The sequence below is a fragment of the Streptomyces endophytica genome, from assembly GCF_026153355.1.
GTDB lineage: Bacteria > Actinomycetota > Actinomycetes > Streptomycetales > Streptomycetaceae > Streptomyces > Streptomyces endophytica.
Genome location: NZ_CP110636.1, coordinates 1,933,924 through 1,954,591 on the forward strand (window position 1 = coordinate 1,933,924; position 20,668 = coordinate 1,954,591).

Genomic DNA, 20,668 nt, shown 5'->3' on the forward strand with positions numbered 1-20,668 from the left:
GCTGCCCATGACGTTCGTCATCGTCATGGCCGCTGCCGTGGCGGGATACGCCTCGGACGTGTCGGACACCAGCAGCAGAGCCAGCGGGCGGAGCAGCTTCGGCAAGTCCGGCGAGTCGGGTCAGGACCCGCAGGACCAGGATCCCGCGGCGACCGCACCGGCCGATGACGGCAACGCGTACACCCCCCGCCGGACCGAGCAGAACGCCCGGGTCGGCGTGGTCTTCGAGAAGAACGACTCCGGCGATCACTTCTGCACCGCGAGCGTGGTGCAGAGCCCGGGCCGGAACATGCTGATCACGGCCGCGCACTGCGCCTTCGACGCCGAGGCCGGAAGCACGGTCGACGACCTCGTCTTCGCCCCCGACTACCGCGACGGCGACGAGCCCACCGGTCTGTGGAAGGTCAAGAAGGTGATCCTCGACGATCGCTGGGCCAAGTCGCAGGACGAGGACCTCGATGTCGCCTTCCTCATCCTGGACAAGAAGGACGGCAAGGACATCCAGGACGTCCTGGGCGGCAACACCCTCGGCATAGACCGCGGCTTCGACAACGAAGTCAAGATCACCGGCTATCCCACCAGCCGCGACACCCCGATCTCCTGCCAGAACCGCACCACGAAGTACAGCGACACCCAGATGCGCATCCAGTGCACCGACTTCGAGGGCGGTACGAGCGGCAGCCCCTGGCTGGCCGACTACGACCCCAAGAGCCACACCGGCACGGTCATCGGTGTCCTCGGCGGCCACGAAGGCGGCGGCGACCAGGACGACGTCTCGTACGCCGCGTACTTCGACGACGACGTCGCCGCGCTCTACAGGCGCGCCCAGGACGACGACTGAGCCCACCGTCGTCGGCCACGGCGAACGCGGACCGGCACGGCGAAGGGCCGCACCCCAGGACGGGGTGCGGCCCTTCGGCTCGGTGCTGCGATTACGCGGCGACGACCTCGACGCCCAGCTTCGCGACGACCTCGGCGTGCAGACGCACGGAGACCTGGTGCGCGCCCAGGGTCTTGATCGGCGAGCCCAGCTCGACGCGGCGCTTGTCGACGTCCGGACCACCGGCGGCCTTGATCGCCGAAGCGACGTCGGCCGGGGTGACGGAACCGAACAGGCGGCCCGCGTCGCCGGCACGCACGGCCAGCTTCACGCTGACGCCCTCGAGCCGGCCCTTGACCTCGTTGGCCTGCTCGATCGTGGCGATCTCGCGGATCTTGCGACCGCGGCGGATCTGCTCGACGTCCTTCTCGCCACCCTTGGTCCAGCGGATCGCGAAACCACGCGGAACCAGGTAGTTACGGGCGTACCCGTCCTTGACGTCAACGACGTCACCGGCGGTGCCGAGGCCGGAGACCTCGTGGGTGAGGATGATCTTCATTTGTCGGTCACCCTTCCCTTATCGCGCGGTGGACGTGTAGGGCAGCAGCGCCATCTCACGGCTGTTCTTCACGGCCGTGGCGACGTCACGCTGGTGCTGCGTGCAGTTGCCGGTCACTCGACGGGCACGGATCTTGCCGCGGTCGGAGATGAACTTCCGCAGCAGGTTCGTGTCCTTGTAGTCGACGTAGGAGATCTTCTCCTTGCAGAACACGCAAACCTTCTTCTTAGGCTTGCGAGCAGGCGGCTTCGCCATTGTCTCTCTCCAGTGAGTTCAAGAAGTTTGTGCTGACGCCCTCAAGGCCGCCGCCCGTTTCACGGCGCTGTTTCACGTGAAACAGCGCAGCGCCGAGCCGATACGGACTTAGAAGGGCGGCTCGTCCGAGTAGCCACCGCCGGAGCCGCCGCCCCAGCCACCACCGCCGCCACCCTGCTGGCCACCGCCAGAAGGACCGCCGGTCGCCCACGGGTCGTCGGCGGGAGCGCCGCCGCCCTGCTGGCCGCCGCCGGGGCCACCGCCCCAGCCGCCGCCACCCTGGCCACCGCCCTGACCGCCGCCGAAGCCGCCGCCCTGGCCACCGCGACCGCTGGTCTTGGTGATCTTGGCCGTGGCGTTCTTGAGGCTCGCGCCCACTTCCTCGACGTCGAGCTCGTAGACCGTGCGCTTCACGCCCTCGCGGTCCTCGTACGACCGCTGCTTCAGGCGGCCCTGGACGACCACGCGGGTACCCCGCGTCAGGGACTCGGCGACGTTCTCGGCCGCCTGGCGCCACACCGAGCAGGTCAGGAACAGGCTCTCGCCGTCCTTCCACTCATTGGTCTGACGGTCGAAGGTGCGGGGGGTGGACGCGACGCGGAACTTCGCGACCGCCGCACCGGACGGGGTGAAGCGCAGCTCGGGGTCGTCGACAAGATTGCCGACAACCGTGATGACGGTCTCGCCTGCCATTAGGGGAACCTCTCGGCGGGTGTGCTGCTGGCTGCTGGTGTTGCTGCTACTCGGACCCGGTTACCGCTGGACGCTGACGCGTTCAGTGGGTCTCGGGACGGAGAACCTTGGTCCGGAGGACCGACTCGTTCAGGTTCATCTGACGGTCGAGCTCCTTGACGACCGCAGGCTCGGCCTGCAGGTCGATGACCGAGTAGATGCCCTCGGGCTTCTTCTTGATCTCGTACGAGAGACGACGACGGCCCCAGGTGTCGACCTTCTCGACCTTTCCGTTGCCCTCACGGACGACGGAGAGGAAGTTCTCGATCAGCGGGGAGACAGCGCGCTCCTCGAGATCGGGGTCGAGGATGACCATCACCTCGTAGTGACGCATGGTGAACCCACCTCCTTTGGACTCAGCGGCCACGGTCGTTCCGTGGCAGGAGGGTCATATGCGTTCCGCGCCGAGCCGGACCGGTCATCGGGCAGACATAGGCGCAGACGGTACACACTACCTGCCTGAAGTCTTCCGGTTGAAATCCGCCCGGTACACCCCCCAATCTGGAACACAACGGGTGTGAGCGGCGTTACAGTGCGCCGCCCTGTCATGGGAGGTGCCGCATGGCACAGGCAGCCAGGATCCAGCGCAGTCTGCTCTCGCTTCTCAACAGCGACGGCAAGGACCATCCCGTAGAGAACACCTTCGCCCTTGTCACCGTGGTGCTCGGCGCGATCGCCGCCTTCACCACACTTTCTCCCAGTCTGCATCTGGTCAGTTCCTGGGTCGGCCTGGTCGGAATCGGCAGCGGCCTGTGGGGTCAGTTCATCTCGTCGACGACGGGTGAGCGCTTCCTGTTGATCATCGGCCTCGGAGCCTCAGGCTTCGGCTTCTTCCTCGGCATGGCGCACGGCGGCCTCTTCGGAGGCGTCATCGGATAGCCGCCCGGCCCCGGTGCCACTGCGGCATACGGGGCCCCGGCACGTATGGCCCAGACGGGGCGCTCCCCGGCCACAGTAGGCTTCGGCGCGAGAGCCGGAGCCCCGAACAAGGGGACACACCTGCCGAGGAGCGCCCCGCATGAGCCTGACCCTGAGGACCATCAGTCGAGAGCAGCATCTGGCATACATCCAGAGCCTGCCCGCGGCGAGCCACATGCAGGTTCCGGCCTGGGCGGATGTGAAGGCCGAATGGCGTTCGGAGAGCCTGGGCTGGTTCGACGCGAGCGGTGAGCTGGTCGGTGCCGGCCTGGTGCTCTACCGCCAGCTGCCCAAGATCAAGCGCTACCTCGCGTATCTGCCCGAGGGACCGGTGATCAACTGGTACGCGCCGAATCTGGAGGACTGGCTGCAGCCGATGCTCAGCCACCTCAAGCAGCAGGGCGCCTTCTCCGTGAAGATGGGCCCGCCCGTGATCATCCGTCGCTGGGACGCGGCCGCGATCAAGTCGGGCATCCAGAACCCGGACGTCAAGCGGCTCCGCGACGTCGAGGCGACCCACATCGAGCCGCGCGCCTTCGAGGTGGCCGACCGGCTGCGGCGCATGGGCTGGCAGCAGGGCGAGGACGGCGGCGCCGGCTTCGGTGACGTCCAGCCCCGCTACGTCTTCCAGGTGCCGCTGGCCGACCGCTCGCTGGAGGAGGTCCACAAGGGCTTCAACCAGCTGTGGCGCCGCAACATCAAGAAGGCCGAGAAGGCCGGCGTCGAGGTCGTCCAGGCGGCTACGACGACCTGGCCGAATGGCAGCGGCTCTACGAGATCACCGCGGAGCGCGACCGCTTCCGCCCGCGGCCGCTCGGCTACTTCCAGCGCATGTGGACGGCCCTCAACTCCGAGGATCCCAACCGCATGAAGCTGTACTTCGCCCGCCACAACGGCGTGAACCTCTCCGCGGCGACCATGCTCGTCGTCGGCGGCACGTCTGGTACTCCTACGGCGCCTCGGACAACATCGGCCGCGAGGTCCGGCCCTCCAACGCCATGCAGTGGAAGATGCTGCAGGACTCCTACGCGCTCGGCGCCACGGTCTACGACCTCCGCGGCATCAGCGACTCGCTGGACGAGAACGACCACCTCTTCGGCCTGATCCAGTTCAAGGTCGGCACGGGTGGGCAGGCAGCTGAGTACCTCGGTGAGTGGGACTTCCCGCTCAACAAGCTGCTGCACAAGGCGCTCGACATCTACATGTCGCGCCGCTGACCGCTCCACCGCACCGTCCGTACTCCTGACACACCCCAGCCACGAGAAAGGTTCCGGGCCCGGCCATGGCGCTCACCCTCTACGTCGACACCGCGCGCTGGCGGGCGCATCAGCAGAGCGTTCTCCAGCAGTTCCCCGGGCTGGTCCCGGTCTGCAAAGGCAACGGTTACGGCTTCGGCCATGAGCGGCTCGCCGAGGAGGCCACCCGCCTGGGCGCCGACATTCTCGCGGTCGGGACGACCTACGAAGCGGCCCACATCAAGGACTACTTCAGCGGTGACCTGCTCGTCCTGACGCCGTTCCGGCACGGCGAGGAGCCGGTGCCGCTGCCCGACCGGGCGATCCGTTCGGTCTCCTCGGTCGAGGGCGTGGGCGGTCTGGTCGGCGCCCGGGTCGTGATCGAGGTCATGAGCAGCATGAAGCGGCACGGCGTCAAGCCGGAGGACCTGCCGAAGCTGGCCACGGCCATCGAGGACGTCCGGCTCGAGGGCTTCGCGATCCACCTGCCGCTGGACCGCGCCGACGGGTCCGACGCGGTCGAGGAGGTCATCGGCTGGATGGACCGGCTGCGGGCCGCCCGCCTCCCGCTGCACACCATGTTCGTCAGCCACCTCAAGGCCAATGAACTCGCCCGTCTCCAGCAGCAGTTCCCGCAGACCCGGTTCCGCGCCCGGATCGGGACCCGGCTCTGGCTCGGCGACCACGACGCCACCGAGTACCGCGGCTCGGTGCTGGACGTCACCCGGGTCGCCAAGGGGGAACGCTTCGGCTATCGCCAGCAGAAGGCGGCCTCCGACGGCTACCTGGTCGTGGTGGCCGGCGGCACCTCGCACGGCGTGGGACTGGAAGCGCCCAAGGCGCTGCACGGCGTGATGCCGCGCGCCAAGGGAGTCGCCCGGGCCGGCCTGGCGACCGTCAACCGCAACCTCGCGCCGTATCTCTGGGCCGGCAAGCAGCGGTGGTTCGCCGAGCCGCCGCACATGCAGGTCTCGATCCTCTTCGTGCCGGCCGACGCGCCGGAGCCGCAGGTCGGCGAGGAGCTGGTGGCCCATCTGCGGCACACCACGACCCAGTACGACCGTCTCGTGGACCGCTGAGCCGGACAGCAACCCCACCGGACGGACGACGGGCCCGGTGCCGCAGATCCCCTCTGCGGCACCGGGCCCGTCGCATGGGGGCCGGCCGGCTCAGTCGCGTGCCACGCCCCAGCGGACCCGCGGTGCCTTCTCGAAGTGCACCGCATGGCGCGGCGGGTGGTACGCCCGCCCGAGCACGAACGCATCGGGGCTACGGTCCAGGACACCGCCCGACGGGTCGTCGTCACCGTCCCTGCGGACCACGTCGCGCTCCGGCATGAGGATGTCCCGGACGACCAGGGCACACAGGTAGAGAGTGCCCAGGAGGTGCAGCGCGATGGCCAGCTGGTAGCCCTCCGGCGGCAGCCCCTGGTGCTTGTCGCCGTTGCCGGTGTACGCGAGGTACATCCAGATCCCGAGGAAGTACATGACCTCGCAGGCCTGCCAGATCAGGAAGTCCCGCCAGCGCGGCCGGGCCAGCACGGCCAGCGGGGTCAGCCAGAGGACGTACTGCGGGGAGTAGACCTTGTTGGTGAGGATGAACAGCGCCACGACGAGGAAGGCGAGCTGGGCGAAGCGCGGCCGGCGCGGCGCATAGAGGGTCAGCACACCGATGGCGCCGCAGCCCAGGATCATCAGCAGCGTGGCGTAGGTGTTGGCGTTCTCCAGCGCGGCGCCGGTGCGCTGGGAGATCAGCAGCCAGACGGAACCGAAGTCGATGGGCCGCTGCTGGCTGAAGACGTAGAACTTCGCCCAGCCCTCGCGGATGTGGAAGCCCGTCGCATCGTGCGTGATCATCACCGGCAGGTTCACCACCAGCCAGGACGCCACCGCGCCCGCCACCGCCTTGCCGTACGCGCGCCAGGCCCCCGCCCGCCAGCACAGCACCAGCAGCGGCCCCAGCAGGAGCACGGGGTACAGCTTCGCCGCGGTCGCCAGACCGATCAGGACGCCTGCGCCCAGTGGGCGGCTGCGGGCCCACATCAGCATGCCGGCCGCCGTCAGGGCGATCGCCAGTAGGTCCCAGTTGATCGTGGCGGTGAGCGCGAAGGCGGGCGCCAGCGCCACCAGCAGGCCGTCCCAGGGACGCCGCCGGTGGGTACGGGTCACGCACACCGCGATGACGGCGGCGCAGATCATCAGCATCCCGGCGTTGACCAGCCAGTAGACCTGCTCGCGGAACTGGAGGTCCCCGCTGTGCGGCGTCATCCAGGAGGCGACCTCCATGAAGACGCCGGTCAGCACGGGGTATTCCAGGTACTCCATGTCGCCGGGCAGCCGGTCGAAGTACGGGATGAGCCCGTCGGCGAAGCCGCGGCCGGAGTAGAGATGGGGGATGTCGGAGTAGCAGGCATGGGTGTACTGGCTCGTGGCGCCGAAGAACCAGCCGCCGTTGTAGCAGGGGAGCTTCTGCACCATGCCGAGCGCGAACATCCCGATCGCGACCAGCGCGATGACGCGTACCGGCGTCAGCCAGTGCGTACCGAACAGTGCGTGCCGGCCGAACGGCCCTCCGATCAGCTCGCTGCCGGCCGCCGCCACCTCGTCCCGCTTCGTCGGCCGCACCGGCTCGTCCTGTCGCACGCTCGTCATGGGCCCATCCTGCCGTACGAGCGGGGGCAGAACATGGCGAAGCCCCGGCCCGGTCAAGCCGGGCAGGGGCCTCGTCGGCTCCTCCGTTTCACGTGAAACATGGCGCTGTTTCACGTGAAACGGTCGCGGGGTCAGCCTTGCGGTCCGCCGAAGATGCCTCCACCGCCGTTGGCATCCGTGGGATCCGGTGTCGGAGTCGTGCCTCCGGTACTGCCGCCCGGTCCGCCGGTGCCGCCGCCCTTTCCTCCACCGTTGCCGTTACCGCCGTGTCCCGGCAGGTGGGGTCGAACGGCGAGCAGGTGTCGGTCGGCGACGGGCTCGGGCTGTCGCTCGGGGGAGCGGACTCGGTGGGCTTGTCCGACGGGGTCGCCGACGGGGTGTCCGACGGCGTGGGCGTCGGCGTCGGGGCCGGCATGCCCGCCTCGTCCGCCTTCTGCCCGATGGGCGTCGCCGCGGGGAAGTCCTCCGGGGTGACACCGTTCATCGCCTGCAGCATGTACTCGGTCCACACCTCGGTGGGCAGTGCGCCACCGTGGATCGAGTCGAAGCCACCGACACCGTTCATGGACAGCTGGCGCGGGTTCTGGGCGTCCTCACGGAACATCGTGATGGCCGTCGAGAGCTGCTTGGTGTAGCCGACGAACCAGGCCGACTTGTTCTCGTCGGTAGTACCGGTCTTGCCCGCGGCCGGCATGTTCAGGCGGCGGGCCGCCTTGCCGGTGCCGTTCTGGATGACGTTCTTCAGGACCTTGGTGACGTTGTTGGCGATGTTGGCGTCCATCGCCGTCTCCTGCTTGGGCTTATCGAAGCCCGGCACGTCCACGCCCCCCGACGTCACCTTGGTCACCGAGTACGGCTCCACCTTGGTGCCCGACTCGGCGAACGTCGCATAGGCATCGGCCATGCGGATCGCACTCGGTGTGGAGGTGCCCAGCGCGAAGGACGGGTTGAGGTGCTTGTCGAAGCTGGCCTCGGAGATACCGCAGGCCTGCGCCATGTCCCGGACCTTGTCCATGCCGACGTCCATGCCCAGCTGGACGAAGGGCGTGTTGACGGACTGCTCCATCGCCTTGACCAGCGAGATGTAGCCCCAGGGGTGGTTGCTCTCGTTCTCCTGATAGAAGGGCGAGTTGTCCCTCTTCAGCACGAAGTTGCCTTGTGCGTCCTTCACCTTGAGGTGGTCGTTGCCGTTGTAGAGGCTGTCCGGCGAGAGCCCCTCGGGCCGGGTCTTGGGGACGCCGTACTTCATCGACGCCGCCAGGACGAACGGCTTCCAGGTCGAACCGACCGGCACACCGAAGGTGTCGGCGTTGTTGCTGAAGTGGCCCTTGTCGTAGCCCTCACCGCCGTACAGGGCGACGATCTTGCCGTCTCCCGGCACCACGGACGCGCCACCGAACTGGACGAACTTGTCCTTCTCCCGCTTCTTCGGGTCGATGTAGCGCTTGTCGACCTTCTTGACCGCGGACTCCAGCTCCTGGGTCTTCTTCTCGTCGAAGGTGGTCCGGATCGTGTAGCCGCCCTTGTCGAACCGGGCCTCGGGAATGTTGGCGTGCCTCAGGACGTACTTCTTGGCGACGTCCATCAGATAGCCGATCTGGCCGCTCTTGCTGGCCACGGGCTTCGGCCGGATGGGCCGCGGGAAGCGGTCCGTCGTGTACTTGGCCCGCTGTGCCTTCGGCATGAGGTGGTTGGCCACCTCGCGGTCCAGGATCCACGACCAGCGGGCCTTGACGCGCTTGGTGTTCTCCGCCGCCGTCGCACCCGGCCCGGTGCCACCCGCGGGTCGTAGAGGTTGGCGCCCTTGAGGACAGCCGCGAGAAAGGCCCCCTCGTCCGGCGTCAGCTTCTTCGCGTCCTTGCCGTAGTACGCCTGGGCCGCCGCCTGGATGCCGTACGCGCCGCGGCCGTAGTAGCTGGTGTTCAGGTAGCCCTGGAGGATGTGGGGCTTGTCCATCTTCCAGCCGACCTTGATCGCGATGAACAGCTCCTTGAACTTGCGGTCAAGGGTCTGCTCCTGGCTCAGCATCGCGTTCTTCACGTACTGCTGCGTGATGGTCGAGCCACCCTGGGTCTCGCCGCCTCTGGCCATGTTCACCACGGCGCGGGCGATACCCATCGGGTCGACACCGGAGTCCGTGCGGAAGGAGGCGTTCTCGGCTGAGATCGCGGCATCCTGCATCGACTTCGGAATCTCATCTATCGTCACGTTCTGACGGTTCGTCTCACCGTCGCGGGCCATGACCTTGCCGTTGGCCCAGAGATAGACGTTGTTCTGCGACTTCGCCGCGTCGCTCTCACTCGGCACCTTGACCATCGCGAGCGCCACACCGGCCGCACCGACCATCAGGCCGAGGAAGCCGACACACAGGCTGGCGACCTGCTTCCAGGACGGGACGAACCGCCGCCAGCCGAACTTGTTGGCACGCGGATAGTCGATGAACCGCTTCTTGCCGGGCGGGCCGCCGCCGTCACGGCCGCGGCCGCGGCCGCCCTCGGGCCACCACCGCCACCGCCACGACGGCCTCCGCGGCCGCCACCACCGGAGCCCATGGCTGCGGTGTCGGGCGCCCGGCGGCGGCCGCCGCGCTGGGCGGCCCTGCGGGCCTCGGCCCGCCCGCCCTGCCTCGGCTCCTGCCCGGGCGGGCCGGAAGGAGGGGTGGGGCCGGCAGCGGAGCCATACGTAGGGGCGGCACGACGCCCTGACCCTGACTGCTGTGCGGCGCGTCGGGCCGCGGCACGTCCGCCACTTTGCGGCTGTGGCGGTTTGCGACGGTGCTCGCTCATGGAACGGATACTCCTCGGGCAGGCGCGCTATCTCGTCGCCTGAAGGCGGCAGTTGTCTTCAGGTCCCCCCGATGCGCGGCCCGCCCCAGAGGCGCGAGCCGCACTACACCGAGGACGGGGACGTCTGATATCGGCCCGCGGTTCCCGGCAGTCTGCATGCCGCACAGACTACGCACGGCCAAAACCTGCCCAGTGTTGAAATTCACTCCAAATCAGTCAGGTTGGATGGCACGAATCAGTGATGTGACGCCGTTCACCGTCCCCCCTCTTGTTCCGCCCCAGGGGCCGTTCTATCGTCTGGATGTATCGAGTCGATACATCAGGACGGCATAAAGAACGCACCGGGCCGAGGAGGCGGAGGATGAGCAGACGTTCCGGCATCCTTGAGTTCGCCGTCCTCGGCCTGCTCCGTGAATCCCCGATGCACGGCTATGAGCTGCGTAAACGGCTCAATACGTCGCTCGGGGTGTTCCGTGCGTTCAGCTATGGCACCCTCTACCCCTGCCTCAAGGCGCTGGTCGCGAACGGCTGGCTCACCGAGGAGACGGACGGTGACGCGGAGGGTGTTCCCGCCGCGGCGCTGACCGGGCGGCGGGCCAAGATCGTCTACCGATTGACCGCAGAGGGCAAAGAACACTTCGAAGAATTGCTCGCCCACTCCGGTCCGGATGCGTGGGAGGACGAACACTTCGGCGTCCGCTTCGCATTTTTCGGCCAGACGTCGCGGGACGTACGGATGCGTGTACTGGAAGGCCGCCGCAGCCGGCTGGAGGAGCGCCTCGAGAAGATGCGCACGTCCTTGGCCCGGTCCCGCGAGCGGCTGGACGACTACACCCTCGAACTGCAACGCCACGGCATGGAGTCCGTGGAGCGTGAGGTCCGTTGGCTGAACGGGCTCATCGAGAGTGAGCGTGCCGGACGCGACCATCGCGCGCCGGACCCCGCAGCGCAGAACAAGAAGAACCAGTCAGGAGATACGGGCGGCCTGCCCCGGCACCGGGGTGGATCCCGGCCGGATCCGTCCGATGACACCACCACATGAGGCACTGCGGCGCAGTTCCTCATCGAGAACACAGGGAGCAACCGGAATGGGTTCGGTTCGCGTAGCCATCGTCGGCGTGGGCAACTGCGCCGCCTCGCTGGTACAAGGCGTCGAGTACTACAAGGACGCCGACCCGGACAGCCGCGTGCCCGGCCTCATGCACGTGCAGTTCGGCGACCACCACGTGCGTGACATCGAGTTCGTGGCCGCCTTCGACGTCGACGCCAAGAAGGTCGGCCTCGACCTCGCGGACGCCATCGGCGCGAGCGAGAACAACACCATCAAGATCTGCGACGTGCCGAACGCCGGCGTGCAGGTCCAGCGCGGCCACACCCTCGACGGTCTGGGCAAGTACTACCGCCAGACCATCGAGGAGTCCGCCGAGGCTCCGGTGGACATCGTCCAGGTCCTCAAGGACACCCAGGCCGACGTGCTGGTCTGCTACCTCCCGGTGGGCTCCGAGGACGCCGCGAAGTACTACGCCCAGTGCGCCATCGACGCCAAGGTCGCCTTCGTCAACGCCCTCCCGGTCTTCATCGCCGGCACCAAGGAGTGGGCCGACAAGTTCACCGAGGCCGGTGTCCCGATCGTCGGTGACGACATCAAGTCGCAGGTCGGCGCCACCATCACGCACCGCGTCATGGCCAAGCTCTTCGAGGACCGGGGCGTCGTCCTGGACCGCACGATGCAGCTGAACGTCGGCGGCAACATGGACTTCAAGAACATGCTCGAGCGCGAGCGCCTGGAGTCCAAGAAGATCTCCAAGACCCAGGCCGTCACCTCGCAGATCCGCGACCGCGAGCTGGGCGAGGACAACGTCCACATCGGCCCCTCGGACTTCGTGGCCTGGCTGGACGACCGCAAGTGGGCCTACGTCCGCCTCGAAGGCCGCGCCTTCGGCGACGTTCCGCTCAACCTGGAGTACAAGCTCGAGGTCTGGGACTCCCCGAACTCCGCGGGCGTCATCATCGACGCGCTGCGTGCCGCGAAGATCGCCAAGGACCGCGGCATCGGCGGCCCGATCCTGTCCGCGTCCTCGTACTTCATGAAGTCCCCGCCGGTCCAGTACTTCGACGACGAGGCCCGCGAGAACGTCGAGAAGTTCATCAAGGGCGAGGTCGAGCGCTGAGGCGCCGGTCGCCACCATCCTTCGCAGGCCCCCGGGTATTCCACCCGGGGGCCTGCGGGCTGTGTGAGGCTGTGCCCCATGCATGCTGTGCGCGCCCTCCGCGTATTACTCCGGCTACGCGATTTCCGTTCGCTGCTCGCCGCACGGCTGCTCTCCCAAGCGGCCGACGGCGTGTACCAGGTCGCGCTCGCCACCTACGTCGTCTTCTCCCCGGAGAAACAGGCCTCGCCCGCGGCCATCGCCTCCGCCATGGCCATCCTGCTGCTCCCCTACTCGCTGCTCGGGCCGTTCACCGGCGTACTGCTCGACCGCTGGCGGCGCCGTCAGGTCCTGCTGTACGGGAACCTGCTGCGGACGCTGCTCGCCATGGCCACCGCGGCGCTGATCGTGTCGAAGGTCCCGGACTGGCTGTTCTACGCCTCGGCCCTCTCGGTCACGGCGGTGAACCGCTTCGTCCTGGCCGGCCTCTCGGCCGCGCTGCCCCGCGTCGTCGACGGTGAACAGCAATTGGTCATGGCCAACTCGCTCGCCCCGACGGCCGGGACGCTCGCCGCGACGGCCGGTGGCGGGCTGGCCTTCGCCATCCGGCTGATCGGCCCCGACGTGGATGCGTTCGTGGTGCTGCTCGCCTCGGCCTTCTACTTCCTTTCGGCGCTCACCGCCCTGCGCATGACGCCGCAGCTGCTCGGCCCCGACCCGACGCAGCTCCAACCCCACCTGGGCGAGGCCCTGTTGAGCACCGTCCGGGGCCTCGCGGCGGGCCTGCGCCATCTCGCCCAGCGGCGCGTACCGGCCCGTGCCCTGGCCGCGATGACCCTGATCCGCTTCTGCTACGGGGCACTGACGGTCATGGTGCTGATGCTGTGCCGGTATGCGTGGTCGGCCACCGAGTCCGAGGGCCTGGCGCTGCTCGGCATCGCCGTCGTGGTGTCGGGGGCGGGATTCTTCGCCGCCGCCGTTGTCACTCCCTGGGCGGTGGAACGGCTCACCCCGTTCGGCTGGATCGCCTGCTGTGCCTTCGGATGTGCGGTGCTGGTGCCGGCACTGGGCCTCTTCTTCACACCGGGGCCGATGCTGGCCGCCGCGTTCGTGCTTGGTCTTGGCACCCAGGGCACCAAGATCTCCACCGACACGGTCGTCCAGTCGTGGGTCGACGACGCCTTCCGCGGGCGCATCTTCGCCCTGTACGACGTGCTCTTCAATGTCGCCTTCGTCGGCGCCGCCGCGGTCGCCGCCCTCATGCTGCCGCCGGACGGCAGATCGGCCGCGTTGCTCGGGATGGTGACCGTCATCTACGGGCTGGTCGCCGCGGCAATGGCCCGCTTTCGGCGGAGTTAGGCCCCGCCCTCCCTCGGCCCGTAGGACACCGTCCCTGCGGTGGGCGCCGGGACCCGGTACCTTACGGGCGTCCCACACAAGCCTGTACACAACAAAATCGGGGGAGTTCCATGACCATGCCGCCGCCGGGTCCCAATCCATACGGCCAGGCGCCGTACGGGCAGCAGCCTTACGGCCAGAACCCGTATCCGCAGGCGCCACCGGCCCCCCAGGCGCCGTACGGCCAGCCCCAGGGCGGATACGCCTATCCCCAGCAGCCGCAGGCGCCCTACGGTCAGCCCCAGCCCGGGTACCCGGCACAGCCGCAGCAGCCTTATGTGCAGCCCGGCGCTCCCATACCGCCGCCCCGCCCGACCAAGACCCATTCCGCCAAGTCGATCCTGCGGGGCATCGGGATCGTCGTCGTTCTGGCCGCCTTCGCGTTCTTCTGGTTCACCAGCCGCGACGACGCCAGCAACGCCGAGGCCGGCGACTGCGTGAAGAAGTCCAGCAGTTCACTCGACGACGGGCTCGCAGTGGTCGACTGCAGCAGCGGGGAAGCCCAGTACAAGGTCTCCAAGGTGCACGACGGCACTTCGGACCCGACCGTGTGCTCCGCCGGCGAGGACGCCTATGTCAAGACGGTGCACCGCCGCCGGCGGGCCGACACGGCCATGGTGCTCTGCCTGACCCCCACGAAGTAGCGCACTCCGTCTCCTGAAGACGGCTCTGGGGCGGTGTTTCACGTGAAACACCGCCCCAGCCGTCTGCGCCACGTTTCACGGGAAACACGACACCGAGCCACCGTCCGCTCGTTTCACGTGAAACGTGGCAGCTGTCCGCGGTCTGCTCGTTTCACGTGAAACATCACACCCGGCCGGCCGTCCGGCCGTTTCACGTGAAACATCAGCCCTGCTGCGTGGCCCACCAGTCCTTCAGCGCGGCGATCGCCGCCTCGCGCTCCATGGGCCCGTGCTCCAGCCGGAGCTCCAGCATCTGCTTGTACGCCTTGCCGACCTCGGGGCCCGGCCGCAGACCCAGAATCTCCATGATGTCGTTGCCGTCCAGGTCCGGACGGATCGCATCGAGCTCTTCCTGCTCCTGCAGCAGCGCGATGCGCTCCTCCAGCCCGTCGTAGGCGCGGGACAGGGCACCGGCCTTGCGCTTGTTGCGGGTCGTGCAGTCCGAACGCGTCAGCTTGTGCAGCCGCTCCAGCTGCGGGCCGGCGTCACGGACATAGCGGCGGACCGCCGAGTCGGTCCATTCGCCGGTGCCGTAGCCGTGGAAGCGCAGATGCAGCTCCACCAGAAGCGAGACGTCCTTGATCATGTCGTTGGAGTACTTCAGCGCGGCCATCCGCTTCTTGGTCATCTTCGCGCCCACCACCTCGTGGTGGTGGAAGGAGACCCGGCCGTCCTTCTCGAAGCGGCGCGTCCGCGGCTTGCCGATGTCGTGCAGCAGGGCCGACAGCCGCAGCACCAGATCGGGACCGTCCTCTTCGAGGTCGATCGCCTGCTCCAGCACCGTGAGCGAGTGCTCGTAGACGTCCTTGTGACGGTGATGCTCGTCACTTTCCAGGCGCAGCGCGGGAAGCTCGGGAAGGACCCGGTCCGCCAGGCCGGAGTCGACGAGCAGTCGCAGTCCCTTGCGCGGGTGCGGCGCGAGGATCAGCTTGTTCAGCTCGTCCCGGACCCGCTCCGCGGAGACGATGTCGATGCGGTCGGACATCGCCTTCATCGCGGCGACGACCTCGGGCGCGACCTCGAAGTCCAGCTGGGCGGCGAACCGGGCCGCCCGCATCATCCGCAGCGGATCGTCCGAGAACGAGTCCTCCGGCGCACCCGGCGTCCGCAGCACGCGGGCGGCCAGGTCTTCCAGGCCGTTGTGCGGGTCGACGAACTCCTTCTGCGGCAGGAAGACCGCCATCGCGTTCACCGTGAAGTCCCGGCGCACCAGGTCGTCCTCGATGGAGTCGCCGTAGGACACCTCGGGCTTGCGGGAGGTGCGGTCGTACGCCTCGGAGCGGTAGGTCGTGACCTCGATGTCGAACGAGTCCTTCTTGCAGCCGACCGTGCCGAAGGCGATCCCGACCTCCCAGAGCGCGTCCGCCCACGGCCGGACGATCTTCAGGACGTCCTCGGGGCGTGCGTCGGTGGTGAAGTCCAGGTCGTTGCCGAGCCGGCCGAGCAGCGCGTCCCGGACCGAGCCGCCGACCAGGGCAAGTGTGAACCCGGCCTCCTGGAATCGGCGGGCCAGGTCGTCCGCGACGGGGGACACCCGCAGGAGCTCGCTCACGGCGCGGCGCTGTACGTGGTTCAACGCGTTCGTCGACTGCGGGGCCCGCTCGGCGTGCGGGGCAGGGAGGTCATTGTTGGCGTTCGGCACAACAGAACAGGGTACGTGGCCGCGCCGCGCGAAGCGCCACGTAATAAAGGCGCAGGTAATAAAGGGGACAGGACGGTCGGGCGGCCGTCGGCTCCGCGATCATGTGGAGCAGTCCGCGGCACTCGTCCGCGGCGGGTCTCGTTACCATTCGTGGACGCACATTCCGACGACCACTGACGACGACGAGGGACGGGCGAGCGCGTGGCCGAGGCGGCAGGGTTCCAGGGGACTGAACGGCCGCGTGGTCGATGGCTGCGCAGGACCGTGACACTCGTCACTGGAGTACCCCTGCTCGTGGGACTGCTCCAGGCCCCGCACGCCCCCTCCGCCCAGGCCGCTGCGGCCGGGTCGCACGCGGTCGACGTGTCCATCGACTCCATGTCGCCGTCGGCTCCCGGCAAGGGCGACACCGTCACCGTCTCCGGCACCCTGACCAACGACAGCCGCAGCACGATCACCGACGCGCACGTCGGCATGCACCGCGGCGACGCGCTGGGCAACCGCAGTTCGATCGAGACGGCCTCCCGTCGGACCGGCTATCTGCCCAGCGTGGACGGCGAGGAGATCAAGGGCCACACGGAGAAGATCGACAAGCTGGAGGCCGGTGCCAGTCGCCCCTTCAGCCTGAGCGTCCCGGTCAAGGACCTCGATCTCAACGATGACGGCGTGTATCAGATCGGTGTCTCTCTGTCGGGGCACTCCCAGTCCTCGCCGTACGACCAGCTCCTGGGCATCGACCGGACCTTCCTGCCCTGGCAGTCCGCGGCTGCCGACAAGAAGACGCAGCTCACCTACATGTGGCCGCTGATCTCGTCCACGCACCTCACGGCGGAGACCGACGCCGACACCCAGCAGACCCCGGTCTTCCGCAACGACGATCTCGCCGCCGAGCTCGCCCCCGGCGGCCGGCTGCAGCAGATGGTCACGCTCGGCAAGAACCTCCCGGTGACCTTCGTCATCGACCCGGACCTGCTCGCGACCGTCGACGCGATGACCAAGTCGTACCGGGTGAACGGCCCGGACGGCCCCATGGGGAAGAACCAGGCGGTCGCCAAACAGTGGCTGCACGAGCTCGAAGAGGCGGTGAAGTCGCACCAGGTGGTCGCGCTGCCCTTCGCCGACCCCGACCTGGCCTCGCTCGCCCACCACGGCAAGGGCGTGCCGAGTGCGCTCGGCCACCTCGGGCCGGCCACCGACCTCGCCGACAAGACCGTGGACACGATCCTCGGGGTCAAGCCGCGTACGGACTTCGCCTGGCCCCTCGACGGCGCCATCGACCGCTCGATCGTCGATGTCGCGACCTCGGCCGGCGCGCACAACGTGATCACCCGCAGCGACAGCCTCCGGGACGCCGGCCAGCTGTCGTACACCCCGACGGCGGCCCGTCCCATCGGCGGCGGCAACACCGCCATCGTGGCGGACGCACAGCTCTCCCGCGCCTTCGAGGGCGACATGTCGAAGGCGACGAACGCGACGCACGCGGTCCAGGAATTCCTCGCCCAGACCCAGATGATCGGCCTCCAGGACCCGGACCGGCAGCGCAGTGTCGTCGTCGCGCCGCAGCGGATGCCGTCGGCCAGCCAGGCGCACGCCATGGCCACCGCCCTGCGTGAGCTGGACGAGTCCGGCCGCTGGACCCAGGCGCAGAACCTCGGCGCCGCGGCCAAGGCCAAGCCCGACCCCGCGGCCACCCGCCAGGTGCCGAGCAGCGCCTCCTACCCGGCCTCGCTGCGCCGGCAGGAGCTCCCCACCGAGGCGTTCCGGCAGATCCAGGGCACGCAGTCGTCGCTGGAGGACTTCCAGCCGATCCTGGCCCAGCCGGAGCGGGTGGTGACCCCGTTCGGCAACGCGATAATGCGGGAGATGTCGACGCAGTGGCGCGGCGACGGCTCCGGTGCCGCCGGCTTCCGTCACTCCGTGCGCAACTACCTCGACAACCTGACGACGAAGGTGCACCTGATCCAGAAGTCGGAGGCCACGCTCTCCGGGCGCAGCGCCACGATTCCGGTGACGGTCCAGAACAACCTCTTCCAGGGCGTCAGGGACATGACGCTGCGGCTCACGTCCTCCCAGCCCAACCGGCTCGACGTGGGCAAGTCGCAGCAGATCTCGGTGGACGGCGGGCACAGCCAGTCGTTCAAGTTCGACACCACCGCCAACGCCAACGGCCGGGCCTGGGTGACCGCCCAGCTCTACACCTCGGACGGCAAGCCCTACGGTGAGCCCATGACGTTCCAGGTGAACGTCACGGAGATCACCGCCACGGTGATGCTCGTCATCGCGGGCGGCGTGCTGCTGCTCGTGCTCGCCGGCGTACGGATCTACCTCCAGCGCAAGCGGGCGGGCAGCCGGCCCGAGGAGGACGGCCCCGATGACGGCTCCGAAGGCACGGCGGGCACGGACGGCAACGACGGTGGCACGGACGGAGACGAGCCCGAGCAGCCGAGTGACCCCGCGCCGGACACCGGTTCGGAAAACTCCGAGCCGTCCGGCTCAGGTGAGAAAGTGGACCGTTGATAGATGGCGGGGCCGGATGGCCGGCGACTGATGAGGTGGGGCAGCGATGAATGCGCCGTACGACGGTGACCGGGGCCGGGGCGCCAATGGCGACCCCATGGGGCCGGTCCCTCCGACGCCCCCGTTCCCCACGGAGCAGGACCCCTACGTCCGGGACGCCTACCGCAACGACCCGCACCACGCCCAGGACCCGATGGCCCAGGATCCGGTGAGCGACGCGCGCTACGACCGCGCCGCGCACCCGCCGCCGTCCCCGGGGCAGCCCACCAAGCCGTTCTACCCGCAGCCCGGGCCCGGGCGGCAGGCTCCTGACCCGCAGGCGTGGGCCGCGCCCCGCACACCCGCGCCGCAGCGCCCGGACCGGGCCGCTCCGTACGGTGACGACGCCGCGACGACGCAGTTCATGGGCGTCGATCCCCTGGTCAATCAGGCCGGGGGCGAGCGTCCGGAGTCCGACGCCTTTGCACACCTCTACCGGGATCAGCATCCCTACGAGCCCCAGCGCCCCGCCCCGGCCGGCCCGCCCGCCGGGGCGCCGGTGACCGGGGCGGTACCCGGCCCGGAGGCCGTGCCCCAGCAGACCGCGACGGAACCGGAGCCCGCTCCCGTGCCGGCGGCCGGCAAGCCCTCCGGCGGCCGGGCCTCCGGACTGCTCAAGTCCAGCGCCGTGATGGCCGCCGGCACGATGGTGTCCCGCCTGACGGGCTTCGTCCGCTCGGCGCTGATCGTCGCCGCGCTCGGCGGCGCGGTGCTCGGTGACTCCTGGCAGGTCGCCTACCAGCTCCCGACGATGATCTTCATCCTGACCATCGGCGGCGGCCTGAACTCCGTCTTCGTGCCGCAGCTGGTGCGCGCGATGAAGGAGGACGACGACGGCGGCGAGGCGTACGCCAACCGGCTGCTGACCCTCGTCATCGTCGTGCTCGGGGTGCTGACGGTGCTGGCGGTGGTCGCAGCGCCCCTGCTGGTGAAACTGGTCTCGTTCGACATCTCCCGGGACCCGGCGGCCAACGAGGTCGCGGTGGCGTTCACCCGCTACTGCGTCCCCACGATCTTCTTCATGGGCCTGCACGTGGTCATGGGGCAGATCCTCAACGCCCGCGGCCGCTTCGGCGCGATGATGTGGACCCCGGTCCTCAACAACATCGTCATGATCGCCACCTTCGGCCTCTTCATCTGGGTCTACGGCACGGCGAAGACCTCGCACATCGGCGTCACCACCATCCCCGACGAGGGCATCCGCCTCCTGGGCATCGGCACCCTCCTCGGGCTCGTCGTCCAGGCGCTGGCGATGATCCCGTACCTGCGCGACGCCGACTTCAAGCTCCGGCTGCGGTTCGACTGGCGCGGCCACGGCCTGGGCAAGGCCGCCAAGCTCGCCAAGTGGACCGTGCTCTTCGTGCTCGCCAACCAGGCCGGCGTGCTCGTCGTCACCCAGCTCTCCACCTGGGCCGGCAACACCGCCGACCAGCAGGGACACCCGGGCACCGGCTTCATCTCGTACGCCAGCGCCCAGCTGATCTGGAACATGCCGCAGGCGATCATCACCGTCTCCGTCATGGCGGCGCTGCTGCCGCGGCTGGCCCGGTCCGCGCACGACGGCGACACCGGCGCCGTCCGGGACGACATGTCGCAGGGCCTGCGCACCTCCGCGGTCGCCATCGTCCCGATCGCGTTCGGTTTCCTGTCCCTCGGCGTCCCGCTGTGCACCCTGGTCTACGGCTCGTCCGGCGCCGGCGTCCCGATGGGCTACATGCTGATGGGCTTCGGCGTGGGCCTGATCCCGTTCTCGGTGCAGTACGTCGTCCTGCGCGCCTTCTACGCGTACGAGGACACCCGCACCCCCTTCTACAACACGGTGATCGTCGCCGCCGTCAACGCCGCCGCCTCCGGGCTCTGCTTCCTGGTCCTGCCCGCCCGCTGGGCCGTGGTGGGCATGGCGGCCTCCTACGGCCTGGCGTACATCATCGGCGTCGGCGTGGCCTGGCAGCGGCTGAGCAGGCGGATGGACGGTGACCTCGACACGGCGCACGTCGTCCGGACCTACGCGCGGCTGGCGGGCGCCAGCATCCCGGCCACGCTCGTCTCCGGCGTCCTGGTGTACGCGATCATGCAGACGCTGGGCAGCGGGTTCATCGGCTCGCTGGCCGCTCTGATCGTCGGCGCCGCCGCCCTTCTGGGCGTGTTCTACGTCGCCGCACGCAAAATGCGCATCGAGGAAATGAACGCCCTGGTCGGCATGGTCCGGTCAAAGCTTGGGCGTTGATTGAGCACAACCATCGACTGCCACCGTGTGTCGTGCATAGTGGCGGACTGTGGGCA

At 68.8% G+C, this 20,668-nt stretch carries 15 protein-coding genes and 2 pseudogenes; 10 read left to right on the plus strand and 7 right to left on the minus strand.

All coding sequences use genetic code 11. The features are described 5' to 3' along the window. The first annotated feature begins 7 nt into the window (after positions 1-7). On the plus strand, positions 8-841 hold the full coding sequence (locus tag OJ254_RS08765; RefSeq protein WP_265361885.1) for a trypsin-like serine peptidase: 834 nt from the start codon (positions 8-10) through the stop codon (positions 839-841). 91 nt (positions 842-932) lie between these two features. Here the strand turns inward: OJ254_RS08765 and rplI are convergent, their stop codons facing one another. The 4 genes from rplI to rpsF form a co-directional block, all read right to left on the minus strand. Next, positions 933-1,379, minus strand: a complete 447-nt coding sequence (gene rplI / locus OJ254_RS08770; protein WP_265361886.1) for a 50S ribosomal protein L9 — start codon at positions 1,377-1,379, stop codon at positions 933-935. 18 nt (positions 1,380-1,397) lie between these two features. Further along, positions 1,398-1,634 carry a 30S ribosomal protein S18 gene (gene rpsR, locus OJ254_RS08775; RefSeq protein WP_003978893.1) on the minus strand — a complete coding sequence of 79 codons (237 nt, stop codon included), beginning with the start codon at positions 1,632-1,634 and terminating at the stop codon, positions 1,398-1,400. A 108-nt stretch (positions 1,635-1,742) separates the two neighbouring features. Further along, entirely contained in the window at positions 1,743-2,327 is a 585-nt protein-coding gene (locus OJ254_RS08780) for a single-stranded DNA-binding protein (protein ID WP_261956679.1), read from the minus strand. Positions 2,328-2,409: 82 nt separating this feature from the next. Next, a complete protein-coding gene (gene rpsF / locus OJ254_RS08785; protein ID WP_006604399.1) occupies positions 2,410-2,700 on the minus strand; it encodes a 30S ribosomal protein S6 in 291 nt (96 codons plus the stop codon). 227 nt (positions 2,701-2,927) lie between these two features. On the opposite strand from rpsF, the gene OJ254_RS08790 reads away from it, so the two are divergent. The 3 genes and pseudogenes from OJ254_RS08790 (at position 2,928) to OJ254_RS08800 (ending at position 5,598) form a co-directional block, all read left to right on the plus strand. Next, on the plus strand, positions 2,928-3,245 hold the full coding sequence (locus tag OJ254_RS08790) for a hypothetical protein (protein ID WP_265361889.1): 318 nt from the start codon (positions 2,928-2,930) through the stop codon (positions 3,243-3,245). 139 nt (positions 3,246-3,384) lie between these two features. Further along, positions 3,385-4,501 (plus strand): annotated as a pseudogene (locus OJ254_RS08795) (lipid II:glycine glycyltransferase FemX). Between the two features lie 65 nt (positions 4,502-4,566). Next, the gene (locus OJ254_RS08800) at positions 4,567-5,598 is read left to right on the plus strand and encodes an alanine racemase (RefSeq protein ID WP_265361890.1); all 1,032 of its coding nucleotides are present in this window, start codon (positions 4,567-4,569) and stop codon (positions 5,596-5,598) included. 90 nt (positions 5,599-5,688) lie between these two features. On the opposite strand, the gene OJ254_RS08805 is transcribed toward OJ254_RS08800, so the two are convergent. Together OJ254_RS08805 and OJ254_RS08810 are read right to left on the minus strand one after the other, a co-directional pair. After that, complete coding sequence (locus OJ254_RS08805; protein ID WP_265361891.1) at positions 5,689-7,170, minus strand: glycosyltransferase family 87 protein; 1,482 nt, start codon at positions 7,168-7,170, stop codon at positions 5,689-5,691. 131 nt (positions 7,171-7,301) lie between these two features. Then, a pseudogene (locus tag OJ254_RS08810) lies at positions 7,302-9,956 on the minus strand (transglycosylase domain-containing protein). Positions 9,957-10,317: 361 nt separating this feature from the next. Here OJ254_RS08810 and OJ254_RS08815 point away from each other — a divergent pair. The 4 genes from OJ254_RS08815 to OJ254_RS08830 all read left to right on the plus strand — a co-directional run bounded on the left by OJ254_RS08815 (position 10,318) and on the right by OJ254_RS08830 (position 14,148). After that, on the plus strand, positions 10,318-10,998 hold the full coding sequence (locus OJ254_RS08815) for a PadR family transcriptional regulator (protein WP_261956684.1): 681 nt from the start codon (positions 10,318-10,320) through the stop codon (positions 10,996-10,998). Between the two features lie 46 nt (positions 10,999-11,044). Beyond that, positions 11,045-12,127: an inositol-3-phosphate synthase gene (locus OJ254_RS08820; protein ID WP_265361892.1), complete on the plus strand. Its 1,083-nt coding sequence runs from the start codon at positions 11,045-11,047 to the stop codon at positions 12,125-12,127. Between the two features lie 78 nt (positions 12,128-12,205). After that, complete coding sequence (locus OJ254_RS08825) at positions 12,206-13,465, plus strand: MFS transporter (RefSeq protein WP_265361894.1); 1,260 nt, start codon at positions 12,206-12,208, stop codon at positions 13,463-13,465. Positions 13,466-13,575: 110 nt separating this feature from the next. Beyond that, complete coding sequence (locus OJ254_RS08830) at positions 13,576-14,148, plus strand: LppU/SCO3897 family protein (protein ID WP_265361895.1); 573 nt, start codon at positions 13,576-13,578, stop codon at positions 14,146-14,148. A gap of 202 nt (positions 14,149-14,350) precedes the next feature. Here the strand turns inward: OJ254_RS08830 and OJ254_RS08835 are convergent, their stop codons facing one another. Continuing rightward, on the minus strand, positions 14,351-15,829 hold the full coding sequence (locus OJ254_RS08835) for a CCA tRNA nucleotidyltransferase (RefSeq protein ID WP_265361896.1): 1,479 nt from the start codon (positions 15,827-15,829) through the stop codon (positions 14,351-14,353). A gap of 252 nt (positions 15,830-16,081) precedes the next feature. Between OJ254_RS08835 and OJ254_RS08840 the strand changes: the two genes are divergently transcribed. Then, positions 16,082-18,346 carry a DUF6049 family protein gene (locus tag OJ254_RS08840; protein ID WP_265365104.1) on the plus strand — a complete coding sequence of 755 codons (2,265 nt, stop codon included), beginning with the start codon at positions 16,082-16,084 and terminating at the stop codon, positions 18,344-18,346. Between the two features lie 46 nt (positions 18,347-18,392). Next, on the plus strand, positions 18,393-20,612 hold the full coding sequence (gene murJ / locus OJ254_RS08845) for a murein biosynthesis integral membrane protein MurJ (protein ID WP_265361898.1): 2,220 nt from the start codon (positions 18,393-18,395) through the stop codon (positions 20,610-20,612). The last annotated feature ends 56 nt before the right edge of the window (positions 20,613-20,668 follow it).

Coding starts and splice junctions, on each gene's coding strand:
- OJ254_RS08765 (WP_265361885.1), top strand. CDS start 8: ATGACGTTCGTCATCGTCATGGCCGCTGCCGTGGCGGGATACGCCTCG.
- rplI (WP_265361886.1), bottom strand. CDS start 1,379: ATGAAGATCATCCTCACCCACGAGGTCTCCGGCCTCGGCACCGCCGGT.
- rpsR (WP_003978893.1), bottom strand. CDS start 1,634: ATGGCGAAGCCGCCTGCTCGCAAGCCTAAGAAGAAGGTTTGCGTGTTC.
- OJ254_RS08780 (WP_261956679.1), bottom strand. CDS start 2,327: ATGGCAGGCGAGACCGTCATCACGGTTGTCGGCAATCTTGTCGACGAC.
- rpsF (WP_006604399.1), bottom strand. CDS start 2,700: ATGCGTCACTACGAGGTGATGGTCATCCTCGACCCCGATCTCGAGGAG.
- OJ254_RS08790 (WP_265361889.1), top strand. CDS start 2,928: ATGGCACAGGCAGCCAGGATCCAGCGCAGTCTGCTCTCGCTTCTCAAC.
- OJ254_RS08800 (WP_265361890.1), top strand. CDS start 4,567: ATGGCGCTCACCCTCTACGTCGACACCGCGCGCTGGCGGGCGCATCAG.
- OJ254_RS08805 (WP_265361891.1), bottom strand. CDS start 7,170: ATGACGAGCGTGCGACAGGACGAGCCGGTGCGGCCGACGAAGCGGGAC.
- OJ254_RS08815 (WP_261956684.1), top strand. CDS start 10,318: ATGAGCAGACGTTCCGGCATCCTTGAGTTCGCCGTCCTCGGCCTGCTC.
- OJ254_RS08820 (WP_265361892.1), top strand. CDS start 11,045: ATGGGTTCGGTTCGCGTAGCCATCGTCGGCGTGGGCAACTGCGCCGCC.
- OJ254_RS08825 (WP_265361894.1), top strand. CDS start 12,206: ATGCATGCTGTGCGCGCCCTCCGCGTATTACTCCGGCTACGCGATTTC.
- OJ254_RS08830 (WP_265361895.1), top strand. CDS start 13,576: ATGACCATGCCGCCGCCGGGTCCCAATCCATACGGCCAGGCGCCGTAC.
- murJ (WP_265361898.1), top strand. CDS start 18,393: ATGAATGCGCCGTACGACGGTGACCGGGGCCGGGGCGCCAATGGCGAC.